Source organism: Klebsiella sp. K-Nf6 (assembly GCF_002806655.1).
Taxonomy (GTDB): Bacteria; Pseudomonadota; Gammaproteobacteria; order Enterobacterales; family Enterobacteriaceae; genus Klebsiella; species Klebsiella variicola.
Genome location: NZ_PIBN01000004.1, coordinates 336,178 through 353,435, shown reverse-complemented (window position 1 = coordinate 353,435; position 17,258 = coordinate 336,178). Strand labels below are relative to the sequence as shown.

Here is a 17,258-nt window from a genome sequence, read left to right as displayed (position 1 = left end):
CACCGGCGAGGCAAGTACAGTTACCCTAAGCTGCTTGAAACCCTTATAACATCCACCCAGCTCACAATGTAGGCGAATTTTACCGTACAGGCTATCGATGAGATGGGAAAGTTGATGTACAGGCGATATCAGCAGTCGCTCCTGACCCCTTTATGAGGATATCTGATGAGCATGATAGATATCTTATGGCGTTAATCACCCAAAGTGCATCGATTTTTATAGACGTTCAGAGAAGGTATTTTGTGCAGCAGCACGTGGTTTCAGCGACGCTACCGCCCCTGGCTTAACAGCTACCAGCGCACTGACTACCTGAACGGCGTATTTAATCGGCCTGTGGGTGATAAATTGGTCAGGCCTTTATTTTTTGCGGCGTTAAGTCTACGGGATTTCGGTCACAATTGGGAGTCTTGCTGCCGAATATCTGCCAATTAATCCCATCCGCTGTTTTATTGGCGAAAAATAAGCGGCTCGCCAATAAAGATTATTTATTGCTCTCAACTATCGAACATCAGCCTGACACCACTACAACTGACATCTTCAAGCTAACTATCTGAAACAACAAATCTTTTTCACGACACTAACGTCAGACTAAAATCAGATGATGGCGCTACAGTCAACTACAATTTCTAATAGTTTCTCGTTGCTGGGTTATTCATCCAACGTGGAACAGGTGCTTTCTGAACGCATTTAAGAAACGTCTGACCACGGCTATATCCAGGCAAATTGACAATAACAATGTAGTAGCACTGCGTTATTTCATAAATATGAATTATCAATTACCTGGCATATAGTAGATTATTTTCTTATTTGTCTAATTAACCGGCGAAAACTTAATTTCCCCTGTAAAACAAATGGCGATTACCAAGCCTGCTTGTGAAGGTCTTCTCTGGTAAAAGGTTTATCCAGCGGCCCAATTGCGGTGGCGATTTGCCCCAACAGGGATTGAGTCGGTGCTTTACTGCCGCTATGTAACAGGACAAGCGGGACCATCACCAGGCACGCAACCCCACCCCAAGGTATAGCCTTATTGTCGGAATCAGAAATGCCTTTTTGCAGCAACAGGAACAAAGCGCTGCCAGCAGCTCCGAGCAGCAAGCCAGCGATCACTTCCGAGACGGAATGGGCATGGATGACCAGTCGTGAATACCCTACCACTGCGGCCAGAATATAGCCGGTGGCGACGGCTGCTTTTTGCAGCCCCGCGGAGAAACGGGCACTGAGCAGCCATAAGAAGATAGGCCAGAAGGCTGCGGAGAGCGCTGAGTGGCCGCTGAAGCCGGTGTAATCCAGCTCGCGAATGCCCAGACCCCAGCCCATAAAGGCCAGTTTGGAGGCGCAGACGATGGCGCCGGTGATGCCGAACAGCAAACTCCACTGCCACGCCAGCAACCGCGACGTTTTACGCAGTATCAGGACAATAAACAGCGCCGCTGCGCTGGGCAGCAAAACGGTGCTATCGCCAAAAAATGAGATGAGTTGCCAGTTCATATACCTGTGATCCTTCGATGATGTCCACTGCCGTGCTCAGGGATTATCCGTAATGTCTGTACCAGCTCACATGCCAATTCATTTCACATTTTTATGCATGCAAGTGAGATGTTTAAAGCGGAAACATGATCGCAGTCAAGTTTTATTTTCTGCTGACGTTGACCGCTTTTCCTGCGCTTTAAGAATTGTCGCACTAAGTGACTATTCACAAAGCATTATTGCCGCTACTCCGACCATTGCACCACAGAGACCAGAGACAAACTACCAGAAGTCTCCGAAGCCATACGTTTCTTTACAACCGTTATAACATTCACGTTATGAATAATTTCTGCATAACGTTATGAGCGGCATGGCGAAATACTCCTGCCCTGCCGCTCCCCCTCACGCCGGCGCTCAGGCCAGCAGTTTTTTAATGCTTTCGCGGAATTTGGCGCCTTCTTTCAGGTTACGCATTCCGTAGGTAACGAAGGCCTGCATGTAGCCCATTTTCTTACCGCAGTCATAGCTTTCGCCGGTCATCAGCACCGCGTCAACGGACTGCTTCTTCGCCAGCTCGGCAATGGCGTCAGTCAGCTGGATACGGCCCCAGGCGCCCGGCTCGGTACGCTCCAGTTCGGCCCAGATATCTGCCGACAGCACGTAGCGGCCCACCGCCATCAGGTCGGAGTCCAGAGTCTGCGGTTCGTCCGGTTTTTCAATAAACTCGACGATACGCGCCACCTGCCCTTCGGCCACCATCGGCTCTTTGGTCTGGATCACGGAATATTCGGAGAGGTCGCCCGGCATACGTTTCGCCAGCACCTGGCTGCGGCCGGTCTCGTTAAAGCGGGCGACCATAGCGGCGAGGTTATAGCGCAACGGGTCTGCGGTGCCGCCGTCGAGAATGATATCCGGCAGCACTACGACAAACGGGTTGTCCCCGACTACCGGGCGGGCGCAGAGAATGGAGTGGCCCAGACCCAGCGGCTGTGCCTGGCGCACGTTCATGATGGTTACGCCCGGCGGGCAAATAGCCTGGACTTCCGCCAGCAGCTGGCGCTTCACACGCTGCTCAAGCAGGGCTTCCAGCTCGTAGGAGGTATCAAAGTGGTTTTCCACCGCATTCTTCGAGGAGTGCGTCACCAGGACAATCTCTTTGATCCCGGCGGCGACGATTTCGTCAACAATGTACTGAATCATTGGCTTATCAACGATCGGCAGCATCTCCTTAGGAATTGCCTTTGTGGCCGGCAGCATATGCATGCCTAGTCCTGCGACCGGAATAACCGCTTTCAAATTCGCCATATTCATCTTCACCTGTTTGGTTACAAAACACGCAGCTTTGCAAAATTGTACATGTCACAAATCCATTGGAACTGATAATACACGGATACTGCTCGGGCATCTGCCCGCCAAATTCTTAAATTCACTGTCACCTAAAAGAATACACACAACTTTCTTTTATCAACAGGTCGAAGTGAGAATAATCTTATTCTCCATCAGGTTATTCAGCGGCCCGCTTCCCTGCACAGCGCGATGTCGCCGCGAGGCCCGTACATCGCGGCCTTTGGTACGCAGCCCCTGCCAGCTGCAGGCTGCGGCGTTCATATGTCCGGAAAGAATAGATATAGATAGTTAATTTAGCCAGGCAATATATTTCAGCATAAACAGCCAGATATGGCAGGATAATAACTGTAAACCACGGTAGGGAACTGCGATCGACGCTATTCTGCGCTCACTTCATGATATGAATTATGCCGGTTTTGTGAGCGGGCTTCGCACTTCACGCGGCGATGAGGAAGGGTGCCTACCGTGGAGAACGACGGGACTGCCCTCGCTTTTGCGCCGGGCAAAACGCAGCGGGTTATGGTTCTGATATCAGCAAGCTTATTCCAGCGCGTTCCGCCATATTGTTATTTTTCTGCTGATCTTTTCTGGAACATAATTCTTATCTGTTCACCTAATTTGCTGGAAATATATCCACCTCCGGCGGAGTGATATCCGCGTCGTTATTGCATTTTAGACTCATCTTATCCATGATCGTGGTAACACATACCGCAGTCGTACAGGTTTTAATACATATGGAATGGATTGCCGATCCGTCAATCTGGGCAGGTCTCGTCACGCTGGTGGTTATCGAACTGGTGTTGGGTATCGATAACCTGGTTTTCATCGCTATCCTCGCCGAAAAGCTGCCGCCCGCTCAACGCGACCGCGCTCGTATCACCGGTCTGCTGCTGGCGATGGTCATGCGTCTGCTGCTGCTGGCCTCTATCTCCTGGCTGGTAACCCTGACCAAACCGCTGATTGTTTTTCACGACTTCAGCTTCAGCGCCCGCGATTTAATTATGCTGTTCGGCGGCTTATTCCTGCTGTTTAAAGCCACCGTCGAACTCAACGAACGGCTGGAGGGGAAGGACAGCGATAATCCCACCCAGCGCAGAGGGGCGAAATTCTGGGCCGTGGTGGCGCAGATCGTGGTGCTCGATGCCATCTTCTCGCTCGACTCGGTGATCACCGCCGTCGGCATGGTCGACCACCTGGCGGTGATGATGGCCGCGGTGATCATCGCCATCAGTCTGATGCTGATGGCCAGCAAGGCCCTGACGCGCTTCGTTAACAGCCACCCGACCATTGTCATCCTCTGTCTGAGCTTCCTGCTGATGATCGGCTTCAGCCTGATTGCTGAAGGCTTCAGCTTTATTATTCCAAAAGGCTATCTCTACGCGGCGATTGGCTTCTCGGTCATGATTGAAGCCCTTAACCAGCTGGCGCTGTTTAACCGCCGTCGCTTCCTGTCGGCCAATATGACGCTGCGTCAACGCACCACCGAGGCGGTGATGAACCTGCTGAGCGGCCAGAAAGAAAAAGCTGAACTGGATGCTGACACGGCGTCGCTGGTCGCCGATCAGGACCATCATCCGCTGTTTAATCCGCAGGAACGGTTGATGATTGAGCGGGTGCTGAACCTTAATCAGCGCAGCGTCAGCAGCATTATGACGTCGCGCCATGATATCGAACGCATCAACCTCAGCGCACCCGAGGAAGAGATCCGCAGCCTGGTGGAGAAAAATCAGCATACCCGGCTGGTGGTGACCGGCGGGAAAGATAATGAAGACCTGCTGGGGGTGGTTCACGTTATCGACCTGCTCCAGCAGTCCCTGCGCCAGGAGCCATTGGATCTGCAGGCGCTGGTGCGGCAGCCGCTGGTCTTTCCGGAGGGGTTACCGCTCCTCTCCGCGCTTGAGCAGTTCCGTCAGGCACGCACCCACTTCGCCTTTGTGGTCGATGAGTTTGGTTCCGTCGAGGGGATTGTGACCCTGAGCGACGTGATGGAAACCATCGCCGGTAATCTGCCCAACGAGGTGGAGGAGATCGACGCCCGGCATGATATTCAGCATCATCAGGACGGTTCGTGGACGGTTAACGGCCATATGCCGCTGGAGGATCTGGTGCAGTACGTTCCGCTGCCGCTGGATGATAAACGTGAGTACCACACCGTTGCCGGTCTGTTGATGGAGTATCTGCAGCATGTGCCGCAGGTAGGGGAAACCATTGAGATTGATGGCTATACCCTGCGCACGCTGCAGGTCGACAGCCATCGGGTGCAGAAGGTGCAGATCGTCCCGCCGGTAAAGCAGGATGAGCTGGATTATGAGGTGTAATCGTCCGGCATAAAACTGGCCCGGGGTATCCCGGGCGGTGGGACAGATAATCAAACCCATGCCTGATGGCGCTGCGCTTATCAGGCCTACATGGTTAGCGACTCAAGCCGATGATATTGCACAAAACGTAGGCCGGGTCAGGCGTAGCCGCCACCCGGCATCAACGAGGCTCCACACTTTGACGACATTCTCACATCGCGGGGAATTGATGCTCTAGAGCAGCCACACTGCCTGATGGCGCTGCGCTTATCAGGCCTACATTAATTGGCGACGCAAGCCGATGATATTGCGCACATCCCAGGCCGGGTCAGGCGCAACCGCCATCCGGCATCAACGGGGCTCCACGCTTTGACGACATTCTCACATCGCGGAGAATTGATGCTCTACAGCTGCCACACTGCCTGATGGCGCTTCGCTTATCAGGCCTACATTAAGTGGCGACTCAAGCTGATGATATTGCGCATATCGTAGGCCGGGTCAGGCGCAGCCGCCATCAACGGGGCACCACACTTTGACGACATTCTCTCATCACGGGGAATTGATGCTCTACACCTGCCACACTGCCTGATGGCGCTTCGCTTATCAGGCCTACATTAATTGGCGACGCAAGCCGATGATATTGCACAAAACGTAGGCCGGGTCAGGCGCAGCCGCCACCCGGCATCAACGAGGCTCCACCCTCTGACGACAATCTCACAGCCCGGAAGGCCCGGGCTGCGGTGATGGAGATTACAGCTTATCAAGCAGCTTTTTGGCGTCTTTGCTCTCTTTGCTGCCTTTATTACGCTCAACCCAGTCGTTGAGGCGCTGCTTCGCTTCATCCTGTAGCTGTTTCCGCAGGATCTGATCGACCTGCAGGCTGTAGCTCAGCGACTGCCAGTCGCCGTAGATGCGCAGCGGGATGGCGGTCTGTTTCAGGCGGTCGATAAGTTTGCCCTCCCCTTTCCAGCCGCCGAGCACGCGCACGTTAAAGCGCATATCGCAGTTCTCTTTCTGCAGATCAAGCTGACCTTCGCCGGTCATCGCCATCATGTCGGACTGCCCCTGCAGGCGGTTCAGCGTCACCAGTCCGTTATCCAGCGTCAGCTGGCTGCTCACGGAATCCAGGCGGGTGGCATTGTCGTAATTCTCCTGCGCCCGCACGTTGGTGCTGCGCTCCACGGCCTGCTGCACCAGCTGCTGGAAGTTCAGCCCTTCGGTACGGGTATCGGCCATCTGCAGCTGGGCCTGCCCCTGCCAGTGACGGCGGAAATCATCCGCGTCAATGCGCGTTCCGGAAAACTCGCCGGTCAGCGACAGCTTGCCAGTCAGGTTTAATGAATAGTTAAAGGCTTTGATCAGCGAACCGATCTCCACGTTCTGCAGCGCCGGCTGGAACGTCGCCTGCGGTGTGTCGCCCCGGGCATCGAGGGTACCGGGGAGGGAAAGCTGCCCGCCGTCGAGGTTGCCCTGCATTTTGCTGACCGTCAGCAGCCCCTGCTGGTTGCTGATTTCGCTCTGCACCTGGGTGAAGTTCAGGCCGCGCCATTGCAGCTGGTCGGCGCTCAGGGCCATCCGGCCGTTAAAGCCGCGCAGGCTCTGGTAATCTTCGCGCTCATCGCTGTCGGCGATCACCGGACGCAGCGGTCGCGTCTGGCTCTGGCCCTGCTGGCTGGCACTGCTGTCGGTCGCTGGCGAGGATGGCGCCAGCAGGCTGTCGAGATTGAGGGTGGTCGCGTGGAGATCCAACGACCAGTCCGGGCGATCCCCCAGCACCACGCTGCCGTTGCCGGTAAGGGTGCTGCCGCTGGCCATCAGATTCAGGTTGTCAAAGCGCAGGGTTTTGCCATCTTCCTGCCAGCTGGCCTGCAGACTGCCCTGGCCATTAATGCCATCAGGGGGCAGCTCGGCGCCGCGCAGCTGCCAGCTTAGCTGGCTAAAGTCGGCTTTTAAGGAGTGGGGATAGTCGCCGCCCTGCACGGTAGCGGAGAAGTTGAGTGCCAGGTCGCGCTGGTCGCGGTTGATCCGGCCGGAGAAGTCGACGGTGGCCCGGTGATTCTCATCCTGCTCCATTTGCAGGCGGATATCACGCACAGTTACCTGCTCGCCGTTCTCGTGCTGGAAGAAGAGCACGCTGTCGGCCACCTGCAGCTGGCGCACGTCGTAGGACCACCCGCGGTCTTCCGGGGCCTGCGGCAGGGTGTTGTCATGCGGCACCACCGGTGCAGCGCTATCGCGAACCGCCTCGGTTTTCGGGGTCAGCTGGATCACCGCGCCCTTAAGCATCACCTGCTTCACCTGCAGCTGGTGCGAGAGCAGCGGCAGCAGCGCCACGTCGAGGCGCATGTTGTCGGCGCGGATCACCGGCTCTTCGGCGCCCCGGGCGGTCAGCGTCATGCGTCCGCTGAGAATGCTGAGCTGCGGCCAGACGTGCCAGCGCAGCGGGCCATCGAGTTCAAGCTGATAACCGCTGCGCTCTGCCACCTCATGCACCATATAGGCGCGAAAATCGTTGGGATTGACCAGCAATACCAACGAGGTAAGCCCGGCGACAATGACCGCCAGCAGGATCATCAGCGTTGTCAGTATTCGTCTCATGGCACCCTCAGCAACACCCCGTTGACGTTATCAATCCTTGTCGATTCGGCTCGCCACCGCGCCCTGCTGGTCGCGATATTTGGCGTCTTCACGGCGGTTATACGGCCGGGCCGCCGGGCCCGATAATGGCTCAAAGCTCAGCGCGCCGATAGGCATCCCCGGACGCAGCGCCAGCGGCAGTTTGCCGGAGTTGTAGAACTCAAGCACGATGCAGCCGGACCAGCCCGGGTCGATACGGTGCGCGGTAACGTGCACCATCAGCCCCAGCCGCGCCAGTGAGGAGCGTCCGTCCAGCCAGCCCACCAGGTCGGCTGGCAGGGTGACTGATTCATAAGTCACCGCCAGCGCCAGTTCGCCAGGATGCAGGAAAAAGGCCTCCCCTTCCGGCAGGACAATCTCTTCGCTCATCACGCGGTCCAGCGCGGCGCTGACCTCGGCCTTCGGACCGCTTAAATCGATAAACGGCGCCGTGTGGCCGCGGAAGGTGCGGAATTTATTACCCAGCCGTACATCAACCGTCGCGCCATTAATACGCTCAACGGGTGGGCGCGGATTGATGGCGAGTCGCCCTTCATCCAACCAGGCTTCGATATCTCGGTCACACAGACGCATGGGCTTTCTCCTTATAAGGCTGCTTCCCGCACGCTTTGCGGCGGACAGGGCAATAGGGCTACTCTTTGCACGTTACACAATTCGGCCAGGTTATTCAAAGAACTGACTGATTTTGGCCTTCAGAATATCTATAGCGATGCGGTTTTTGCCGCCGCGCGGCACGATGATGTCGGCATACTGCTTCGACGGTTCAATAAACTGCAGGAACATCGGGCGCACGGTCTTCTGGTACTGGGCCATCACCGAGTCCATGGAGCGGCCGCGCTCGTTAACGTCGCGCTTAATACGGCGCATCAGGCAAATATCGAGCGGGGTGTCGACGAAAATAGAGAAGTTAAGCTCGTTACGCAGGCGCGCGTCGGTCAGCAGCAGGATCCCTTCAAGAATGATCACCTTCTTCGGCTCGACGTGAATGGTGTTCGGGGTGCGGGTATGCTCGACGTAGCTATAGACCGGCAGTTCAATCGGCTGGCCGCTTTTCAGCATCTGCAGGTGCTGGAACAACAGACTGTGGTCCATTGAGCTCGGGTGGTCATAGTTGGTTTTGACGCGCTCTTCCATCGACAGATGACTTTGATCTTTGTAATAGCTGTCTTCCGGAATGACGCCAATATGTTCGTCGCCAACTTGTTCACGCAATTCGCGATAGAGAGTACTGGCAATAAGACTTTTGCCAGAAGCCGATGCGCCGGCGATACCTACAATGACGCACTGATGGGACATATCAGTCATAAATTTTTGCGACCTGATTAACCTGGATAGAGATGGAGGGTGGCGGCGGACCGCCAAACGCGGCAATTATAGGGATTTCAGCGCCCCGATACCAGTGGTATGCGCCCCGGACGGCTATTCCGCCGCCGGGACCCAGTCATCGGTATACCAGATATGCAACAGCGCATACGATCGCATCGGCTGCCAGCGGCGGGCATAGCGGGCGATGGCGGCCGGGGTCATTGCCGGAAAGCGCTGTTTAATCAGGTAATCATCCGGCAAAAAGATATCTTTCGCCTGCCAGCCGCGCAGAGCAAAGTAGTTTGCTGTCCAGCGGCCAATCCCGGGCAGGCTCTGCAGTTGACGCAGCCCGGCGTCGATGTCCGCTGGCGCCGTCAGGGGCAGCTCGCCGCTGAGCGCCGCCCGGGCGAGGTGGATCAGCGCCTCCGCGCGCCGAAGCGGCATTCCCAGCGCCTTCAGCGCCTGCGGGTCGGCCCGGGACAGCGCCTCTGGCGTCGGGAATAACACATAGCCGGGCGCCTCCGCCAGCGGTTCGCCCCAGCCAGCCGCCACTTTGGCGGTGAGCCGGGCGGCCATCGCCACGCTCACCAGCTGGCCCAGCACCGCACGTACCGCCTGTTCGAAGGCATCCAGCGCCCCCGGCAGGCGCAGCCCCGGCCGCGCCTCAGCCAGAGAGCCCAACGCCCCGGCGACCTGCCGCGGATCGCAGGCTAAATCAAACAGCTGGCCAATTCGCGCATAGCAGATCTCCGCCACCGGTTGCAGCCCCGGGGAGAGGGTCACCCGCAGGCCCTGCGCCTCTTCGTCCGCCACCAGATGAATCAGCCCGTGGTGGCCTGCAATGCCAAAGCTGCGACTATAGCCTCCTTCATCAAAGCGCTCGACGCCGGCGACAGCACGCGCCTGCAGAAAACCAACCATCCACGCCCAGTCGTAAGGCGGGGTCCAGGGTAACAACACCATAAGCTCTCCTTTATATAGCGTTTCAATGATAGTCGCCCTTGACCGTCAGCGCCTTGCTTTTAAATTCCAGTTGTCGCCATGGCGACGATCCGCTAAAGTCGCCCCCCTTCTTCACCGGCATGGGGATTTTGCAGACGATGTTTATTGGTTTTGACTACGGCACCGCCAACTGTTCGGTAGCCGTGATGCGGGAAAATACCCCTCAGCTGTTGACGCTGGAAAACGGCAGCGCGCTGCTGCCCTCGATGCTCTGTGCGCCAACGCGCGAAGCGGTCAGCGAGTGGCTCTATCGCCATCATGACGTCCCCACCCACAGCGATGAAAACCAGGCGCTGCTGCGCCGGGCCATTGCCGCCAACCGCGACGAAGACATCGAGGTGCTGCGCAACAGCGTGCAGTTCGGTCTCGCCTCGCTGCATCAGTATGTTGAAGATCCGGAAGAGGTCTACTTCGTTAAATCGCCAAAATCCTTCCTCGGCGCCAGCGGGCTGAAGCCGCAGCAGGTGGCCCTGTTTGAAGACCTGGTCTGCGCCATGATGCTGCACATCAAACTGCAGGCCGAAAGCCAGCTGCCCGAGCAGATCGACCAGGCGGTGATTGGCCGACCGATTAACTTCCAGGGCCTCGGCGGCGACGACGCGAACGCCCAGGCGCAGGGGATCCTTGAGCGGGCGGCTCTCCGTGCCGGTTTCCGCGATGTGGTCTTCCAGTTTGAACCGGTTGCCGCCGGGCTCGATTTCGAAGCGACCCTCAATGAAGAAAAGCGGGTGCTGGTCGTCGATATCGGCGGTGGGACCACCGACTGTTCTTTGCTATTGATGGGCCCGCAGTGGCGGGAGCGCGCCGACCGCCAGCAGAGCCTGCTCGGCCACAGCGGCTGCCGCATCGGCGGTAACGACCTCGACATTGCCCTGGCTTTCAAATGCCTGATGCCCCTCCTCGGCATGGGCGGCGAAACGGAGAAAGGCACCGCGCTGCCGATCCTCCCGTGGTGGAACGCGGTGGCCATCAACGACGTGCCGGCGCAGAGCGATTTCTACAGCACCGCCAACGGCCGTCTGCTTAACGATCTGCTGCGCAGCGCCCGGGATGCCGACAAAGTGGCTCTGCTGCTGAAGGTCTGGCGCCAGCGTCTCAGCTATCGTCTGGTACGCAGCGCCGAAGAGAGCAAAATCGCCCTCTCCAGCGCCGCCAGCGTCGAAACCGCGCTGCCGTTTATTCAGGACGAGCTGGCCGCCGCCATCGCCCAGCAGGGTCTGGAAGCCGCGCTGGATCAACCGTTGACCCGCATTATGGAACAGGTGCAGCTCGCGCTCGACAGCAGCCAGACCACCCCGGACGTGATCTATCTTACCGGCGGCAGTGCCCGCTCGCCGCTGATCAAAAAGGCGCTGGCCGCCCAGCTGCCGGGTATTCCGCTGGCTGGTGGCGATGATTTTGGCTCGGTAACCGCCGGGCTGGCCCGCTGGGCGCAGGTGGTTTTCCGCTAACCCCCTCCTGGCGCTGCCACACAGCAGGTCTGTCCTGATCGTGGCGCTGCAGATTACGCTGGAATATTCCTGGTCTCCCACGCAAAATGGCCTGTTCGTCCGGACAGGCCTGTCCACTCTTCCCCACTTCAGGGGACGTATTATCCATACCGTAGCCAGACGTCTGCGGTCTGTATCGTTGGCATGCCGCAAGGGGGCGTGATTGAAAAGGGTGTCTGCGATCTTCGCAGCGGTCCGGCGTTGCCGGCCGCGGTTCCTGGCAGGCTGGCTGGTCAGCTGTGGATTACTCTTGCTGCTGGCCGCCCCACAGGCGCAGGCAACAACGCGCCAGGTGGGCATTGATATTCCGGTCCAGTGGTACGCGGACGCCAGCGGCCAGATGACGGTCGATCGCTTCGCCGCCCTGCCCGCGGACCAGCTCGCCACCACCCGGCAGATCCCCTCCTTTGGTTATTCGCGAAAAACCTGGTGGCTGCGCAGCGAGCTGCCGGGAACGTGGTTTGCCGGGGAGCCGCGCTGGCTGCAGCTGGGCCCCTCTTTTGTCGACCATCTGACCATTTACTACCGGCCACTGGGCAGCGATGCCCCCTGGACACAGCGCACCTTTGGCGACCGCGACGTCGCCCGCGAGAGCGACCTGCACTACCGGGAAAGCGTGCTGATCCTCCCCCCGCCGCCGACCGACGCCGGCTATGAGGTGGTCTTTCGCCTGCACAGCACCAGCACCCTGATCCTGCTGGCCTCGCTCTCCTCGCCGCAGGAATTTGTGCAGCGGGCGACCGCCGACACCGCTTTCTGGAGCTTCTATTTTGGTCTCGCCGCCGTCGCCAGCGGCGTGGCGCTGTGGCTGGCGCTGGCCCTGCGCCGACGCCTGCTGTGGGGCATTTGTCTTTTCTCGCTCAATTATCCGTTGGTCGCCGCGCTGCACGGCTTCCCGGAGTGGTTTTTCGGCAGCGCCGCGCTACCGTACCAGGACTTTATGATCAGCAGCCTCTCTCTGTTCAGCTATGCCACCGCCCTCTGGCTGCACAGCGAGATTTTTGATTTGAAGAAGAATATGCCGCGGCTTCATCAGCTACTGATCGCCGCGGTGGTCCTCAACCTGGTGCTGCAGGTCAGTATTCCGCTCGGGTTTTACGGCTTCGCGATGCAGATTGAAGGGGTGATATTTATCATTATCACCCCGGTGCTGCTGTTCACTTCCTGGTGGCTGTGGCGCAAGAAAGCCATCGACCGTAACACCCTGCTGCTGGGTCTGCTGCCGCCGTTCTACGTCGCCGCCGCGGTGCTGGTGCAGTTGTCGATCCACGGGATTATCCCGTTCCATGTGGCGATCTATTCCCTCTGGCAGTATGCGCTGATCGTCCACATCATTACGGTGCTGATCATTGCCATCCTGCGGGTACGCGCTGAGAACCGACAGCTGGAGCAGAAGCAGCGCCTGTCGCGTGAGCTACAGATTGAGCGCGAAGCCAGCTTCCACCAGCGGCAATTTATGGGCATGGTGGCGCACGAATTCCGCACGCCGCTGGCGGTGATCCAGGCGGCGCTGGAGAATCTCCGCCTCTCGGCGGCCTCGGCCAGCCAGGAGGCGCGCTTTGATCGCATCGGGCGCGCCGCCACCCGTCTGGTCCAGCTTACCGATAACTGCCTTGCCGACGCGCGTCTGGCCTCCCACGACCTGCACGTCGACCGCCAGCAGACCGCCCTGCTAACGGTGATCAATATGGCGGCCTCGGTGGTGGCCATCTCCCACGACCATTACCTGAACATTCGCCATTACGGCGCGGTGGAAAGCCCGCAGCTGCAGGCCGATGCCGGTCTGCTGTGCATCGCTATCGCCAATTTGCTGGATAACGCGGTGAAGTATTCGCCCCCCGGTGAAATCGCCATCGATATCCGCTCCGATGCCGGGCACACCGAGTTGCGCATTCGCGACCACGGCCCGGGCCTGCCCGATGGGCAGGCAGAGCTGATCTTTGAGCGCTACCGTCGCGGCGAGCATACGTCGCCGGTGCCGGGCGGTACCGGTCTCGGTTTGTATGTTGCGCGTCAGATCGTGCAGGCTCATGATGGCAAACTGTGGCTGGCCGAGCATGGCCCGGACGGCTGCACCTTTATTCTTACCCTCCCCACGGTTGCTTAAGAGGAGAATGATCCATGGCTTTACGACTGGCAATAATTGAAGATAACCCCGATCTGCTGGATGAATTGCTGGCCTGGCTGGGCTATCGCGGCTTCGAGGTGTGGGGCACGCGCAGTGCCGAAGCCTTCTGGCGGCAACTGCACAGCCATCCGGTGGACATCGTGCTGATTGATATTGGCCTGCCCGGTGAAGATGGCTTCAGCGTGCTGAACTACCTGCATGAGCTGGGGAACTACGGCCTGGTGGTGGTCAGCGCCCGCGGCCAGCAGCAGGATAAACTGCAGGCGCTCAGCCTTGGGGCCGATGCATACCTGATTAAGCCGGTTAACTTCGCCCATCTTGCGGAGACCCTCACCGCCCTTGGCGCCCGCCTGCAGCAGGATCGACCGGCCGTCCTCCAGCCGGAGCCAGTCAGCGCCGCGTCCTCCGCTACCACCGGCCTGTGGCGTTTGCATGAAGATAAACTGATCTCGCCCGACGCCCGGACGCTGGAGTTAACCCAGCAGGAGTACCGTCTGGTGGAGCTGTTGATGCGCAATCGCAACGAGGTATGCAGTAAGCTGGACCTCCATGCCTGCCTGTTTTCCCACGAAAGCGAGCCTGACCTGCACCGCATCGACGTGGTGATTAGCCGCCTGCGCCATAAGGCGCGCCAGCAAGGGATCCACCTGCCCGTTCGTGCGATCTTTGGTAAGGGGCTGGCGTTTATTTCCTGATCGATGGCGCGCTCTCGCCGCTGCGCGGGATATGAATAACTCGCAAGTGTTAATTTTTCTCATTTTCTGAGAGAAATGAGAGGAATGAGACTGACGATGCGCTTAAGAACTTTCTTATAGTGCTAGCACATCAGGATGATGTCGTATGATTTTCAGTGGACAGGAAAGCATATAACAAAACGTAATAGCCGTTCGCGGTAAATTCTGACAGCATACAGCACAGACAAGGTAAAAACGATGGCCATGCAAACGTGGTTAATTTTATTGCTATGCATTTTTTTCTTCAGTATCTCTGTATACAGTTTTATTTCCTATCTGAAAGACAGGAGACGGCAGAAGTTTACGTTTAACGATAAGCGTTCGACTCGTCGTAAATAATTCACTTTATAATAATAAAAAACGATTGCAGGTACTTTTATAAAATCAAAACACCGCATACGCCCGGAGGATTTGTCACAGCATGGCGTTATGTTTTGCATAAGGAAATAACGCCATGAGAAACATTAATGTCACCATCAACACCCGCAACACCTTTGTGCGCGAATCGCTGGTCGCCATGGTTAATGACCTCTCCCGGGACGATATGCGGGCCCGTTTCTCCTGGCGCAATAACGACCTGTCAGGCGAAGACATTATTATTTGCGAAGTGATCCCCGGTGAAATTTACCTGTGTAATGCCTTGATTAAAAACAGGAAAAAAGGCAGCTCCCTGATCATTCTCCACAGCTATGACCAGCTGCCGGAAGACGATTTCATGATTAATTGCCTGAAAGGGGTGATTTTTGTTTCGCTGAAAACAGCCAGTATTCCTCAGCTGCTGGCAATCATCAAAAGCGAGCTACAGCATTGCATGGACCCGTCGGCCACCGACGCTGCGAGCCGGGAGCTGAGCTGCGCCAGTTGTCCGCATCGCGTACTGTCGCGATCGCAGACCGCTGTAGTGCACGGTATTCTTGAAGGGTTGGATATGAGTAAAATCGCCGCCCTGCAGCGCGTCAGTCCCCGCACCGCGGCTTACCATAAGAATAAGATTATGGAAAAATACAGCCTGAATAATAACCACGACTTTTTCCAGTTTATGAATCTGTTACGTGAGCGCTGGTAGGCAAATAGCGAACAGAAGAGAATAAGATATTCCCGTAGTGATATTGTCGGGAATCCGAAAATAGCCGCAGGATGCTAAAAAAGCGCCAGCGCTGCCGAACATAACGTTAAACTCTGACGCTTCCTCGGTATAAAGACGTTACCGCGCGTTTTTATATAAGAAAAAAGACTATTTACGAGGAAAACTGATACTTCGTCACATTGCCCCTGGCGTGCCTGTCAGGGGCCTTTTTTTTCCGTGTGGAATAGCGCCCTCAGTGGAAGGGCGCGGCAGGATCAGGCTTCCGCTTTCTCTGCCTCCCATGCCGGTTCATTCCCCTCTTCGGCCAGCAGACCTTCGTTTTTCGACAGCATGGCGGTGGCGATGCCGTTACCCAACACGTTGATGGCGGAACGCCCCATGTCGAGGAAATGGTCGATACCCATCAGCAGCAGGATCCCGGCAACCGGAATATTGAAGCTGGGGATCGTGGCCGCCAGCACCACCAGCGCCGAGCGCGGCACCCCGGCGATGCCTTTCGAGGCCAGCATCAGGGTCAACATCATGACCGTAATCTCGCTAAAGCTCAGCGGTACGTTATAGGCCTGGGCGATAAACATCGCGGCGAAGGAGCAGTAGACCATCGAGCCAACGAGGTTAAACGAGTAGCCAATCGGCAGGACGAACGAGACGATATTGCGCGAGCAGCCAAACTTCACCAGGCGCTCAAGGGTTTTCGGATAGGCCGCTTCGGAGCTGCTGGTGGTAAACGCCACCAGCACCGGGTCCTTCAGCATGTTCAGCAGACGGAAGACCTCTTTCTTCAGCACCATATAGCCAACGGCAATCAGCACCGCGCTGGTCAACAGCACCGCCAGGTAGTAACCGCCAATGAATGAAGCGTAGTTGAGCAGGATCCCCAGCCCCTGGGAGGCAATCACCGAGGAGATGGCGGCGAAGATAGCCAGCGGCGCAACGTACATCACATAGCCCGTCACCTTCAGCATAATGTGCGACACCACGTTGAGCGCCGCCACCAGTGGGGCATTAAACTTCTCGCCCAGCGACGCGCCGGCGATGCCAAAGAACATCGAGAACACCACGATCTGCAGGATCTCGTTGTTGGCCATCGCCTCGGTGATGCTGGTGGGGATGGTGTGCGACAGGAACCCTTTCAGGCTCATGCCGCTGACCGCCAGACCGGTATCCACCGCCTCTTTCGGCACCGCCAGGTTTAACCCGGTGCCCGGGTGCTGGAAGGTGACGATCACCAGCCCGACGAGAATGGATAATACCGAGGAGGTGATGAACCACACCATCGCCTTCCCGCCTACCCGGCCAATGGTCGCCGTCTCGCCGAGGCGCATAATGCCGACGGTCAGGGTGCTGAACACCAACGGCGCGATGACCATTTTGATCAACCGCAGAAACAGATCGGTCAGCAGCGTAATGTTGTCCGCCCAGGCGGAGATAGTGGTCGGCGTCGCGTAGGCATGGATAGCCGCGCCGGAGAGGATCCCCATCAGCATAAAGATGACGATGAAGAGCGTGAGTTTGTTTGCGTTTGCCACAGCAATGACCCCTGATTATTTAACACGTTGATTTTTAAGTGCATATTTTATTATTATGGAAATGCACTGATTTATTCACCGCATAAATCTAATTAAAGCCCTCCCGGATACAACTGTTTTTTACTTTTTTAAACTAAAAGTTGATATCACCACAGGAATCGGTTGCGAGACCGCCCGGCGTCGCGGCGGTTATCCAGACATTTCTCAACCTTCTTTTCATAATTCCTCCATTTTT

At 57.1% G+C, this 17,258-nt stretch carries 12 protein-coding genes and 2 pseudogenes; 7 read left to right on the top strand and 7 right to left on the bottom strand.

Translation table 11 applies throughout. The annotated features are described in order from the left end of the window. Window positions 1–229 precede the first annotated feature (229 nt). A pseudogene (locus CWM61_RS30115) lies at window positions 230–313 on the top strand (hypothetical protein); the annotation flags it as partial. A gap of 545 nt (window positions 314–858) precedes the next feature. Here the strand turns inward: CWM61_RS30115 and CWM61_RS10025 are convergent. Further along, a complete protein-coding gene (locus CWM61_RS10025) occupies window positions 859–1,488 on the bottom strand; it encodes a phosphatase PAP2 family protein (RefSeq protein ID WP_100631182.1) in 630 nt (209 codons plus the stop codon). A 315-nt stretch (window positions 1,489–1,803) separates the two neighbouring features. Next, a pseudogene (gene galF / locus CWM61_RS10020) lies at window positions 1,804–2,778 on the bottom strand (GalU regulator GalF). Between the two features lie 770 nt (window positions 2,779–3,548). Between galF and CWM61_RS10015 the strand changes: the two are divergent. Beyond that, a complete protein-coding gene (locus tag CWM61_RS10015; RefSeq protein ID WP_100631181.1) occupies window positions 3,549–5,132 on the top strand; it encodes a TerC family protein in 1,584 nt (527 codons plus the stop codon). Window positions 5,133–5,861: 729 nt separating this feature from the next. Here the strand turns inward: CWM61_RS10015 and asmA are convergent. From asmA to alkA, 4 genes are all read right to left on the bottom strand, one after another. Then, the gene (gene asmA, locus CWM61_RS10005) at window positions 5,862–7,709 is read right to left on the bottom strand and encodes an outer membrane assembly protein AsmA (RefSeq protein WP_100631179.1); all 1,848 of its coding nucleotides are present in this window, start codon (window positions 7,707–7,709) and stop codon (window positions 5,862–5,864) included. 30 nt (window positions 7,710–7,739) lie between these two features. Next, on the bottom strand, window positions 7,740–8,321 hold the full coding sequence (gene dcd / locus CWM61_RS10000) for a dCTP deaminase (protein WP_004151145.1): 582 nt from the start codon (window positions 8,319–8,321) through the stop codon (window positions 7,740–7,742). A 90-nt stretch (window positions 8,322–8,411) separates the two neighbouring features. Next, on the bottom strand, window positions 8,412–9,053 hold the full coding sequence (gene udk, locus CWM61_RS09995; RefSeq protein WP_002912442.1) for a uridine kinase: 642 nt from the start codon (window positions 9,051–9,053) through the stop codon (window positions 8,412–8,414). A 114-nt stretch (window positions 9,054–9,167) separates the two neighbouring features. Continuing rightward, complete coding sequence (alkA, locus tag CWM61_RS09990; protein ID WP_100631178.1) at window positions 9,168–10,016, bottom strand: DNA-3-methyladenine glycosylase 2; 849 nt, start codon at window positions 10,014–10,016, stop codon at window positions 9,168–9,170. Window positions 10,017–10,153: 137 nt separating this feature from the next. Here alkA and yegD point away from each other — a divergent pair, with 137 nt between their 5' ends. From yegD to CWM61_RS09970, 5 genes are all read left to right on the top strand, one after another. Next, on the top strand, window positions 10,154–11,506 hold the full coding sequence (yegD, locus tag CWM61_RS09985; protein ID WP_100631177.1) for a molecular chaperone: 1,353 nt from the start codon (window positions 10,154–10,156) through the stop codon (window positions 11,504–11,506). 289 nt (window positions 11,507–11,795) lie between these two features. Next, entirely contained in the window at window positions 11,796–13,652 is a 1,857-nt protein-coding gene (locus tag CWM61_RS09980) for a sensor histidine kinase (protein WP_100631176.1), read from the top strand. Window positions 13,653–13,666: 14 nt separating this feature from the next. After that, complete coding sequence (locus CWM61_RS09975) at window positions 13,667–14,368, top strand: response regulator transcription factor (RefSeq protein WP_061153908.1); 702 nt, start codon at window positions 13,667–13,669, stop codon at window positions 14,366–14,368. Between the two features lie 237 nt (window positions 14,369–14,605). After that, a complete protein-coding gene (locus tag CWM61_RS30110; RefSeq protein ID WP_046621842.1) occupies window positions 14,606–14,746 on the top strand; it encodes a small membrane protein in 141 nt (46 codons plus the stop codon). Window positions 14,747–14,861: 115 nt separating this feature from the next. Then, window positions 14,862–15,473: a helix-turn-helix transcriptional regulator gene (locus CWM61_RS09970; RefSeq protein WP_100631175.1), complete on the top strand. Its 612-nt coding sequence runs from the start codon at window positions 14,862–14,864 to the stop codon at window positions 15,471–15,473. 275 nt (window positions 15,474–15,748) lie between these two features. On the opposite strand, the gene CWM61_RS09965 is transcribed toward CWM61_RS09970, so the two are convergent. Beyond that, on the bottom strand, window positions 15,749–17,023 hold the full coding sequence (locus CWM61_RS09965; protein ID WP_074388079.1) for a dicarboxylate/amino acid:cation symporter: 1,275 nt from the start codon (window positions 17,021–17,023) through the stop codon (window positions 15,749–15,751). Window positions 17,024–17,258 lie beyond the last annotated feature (235 nt).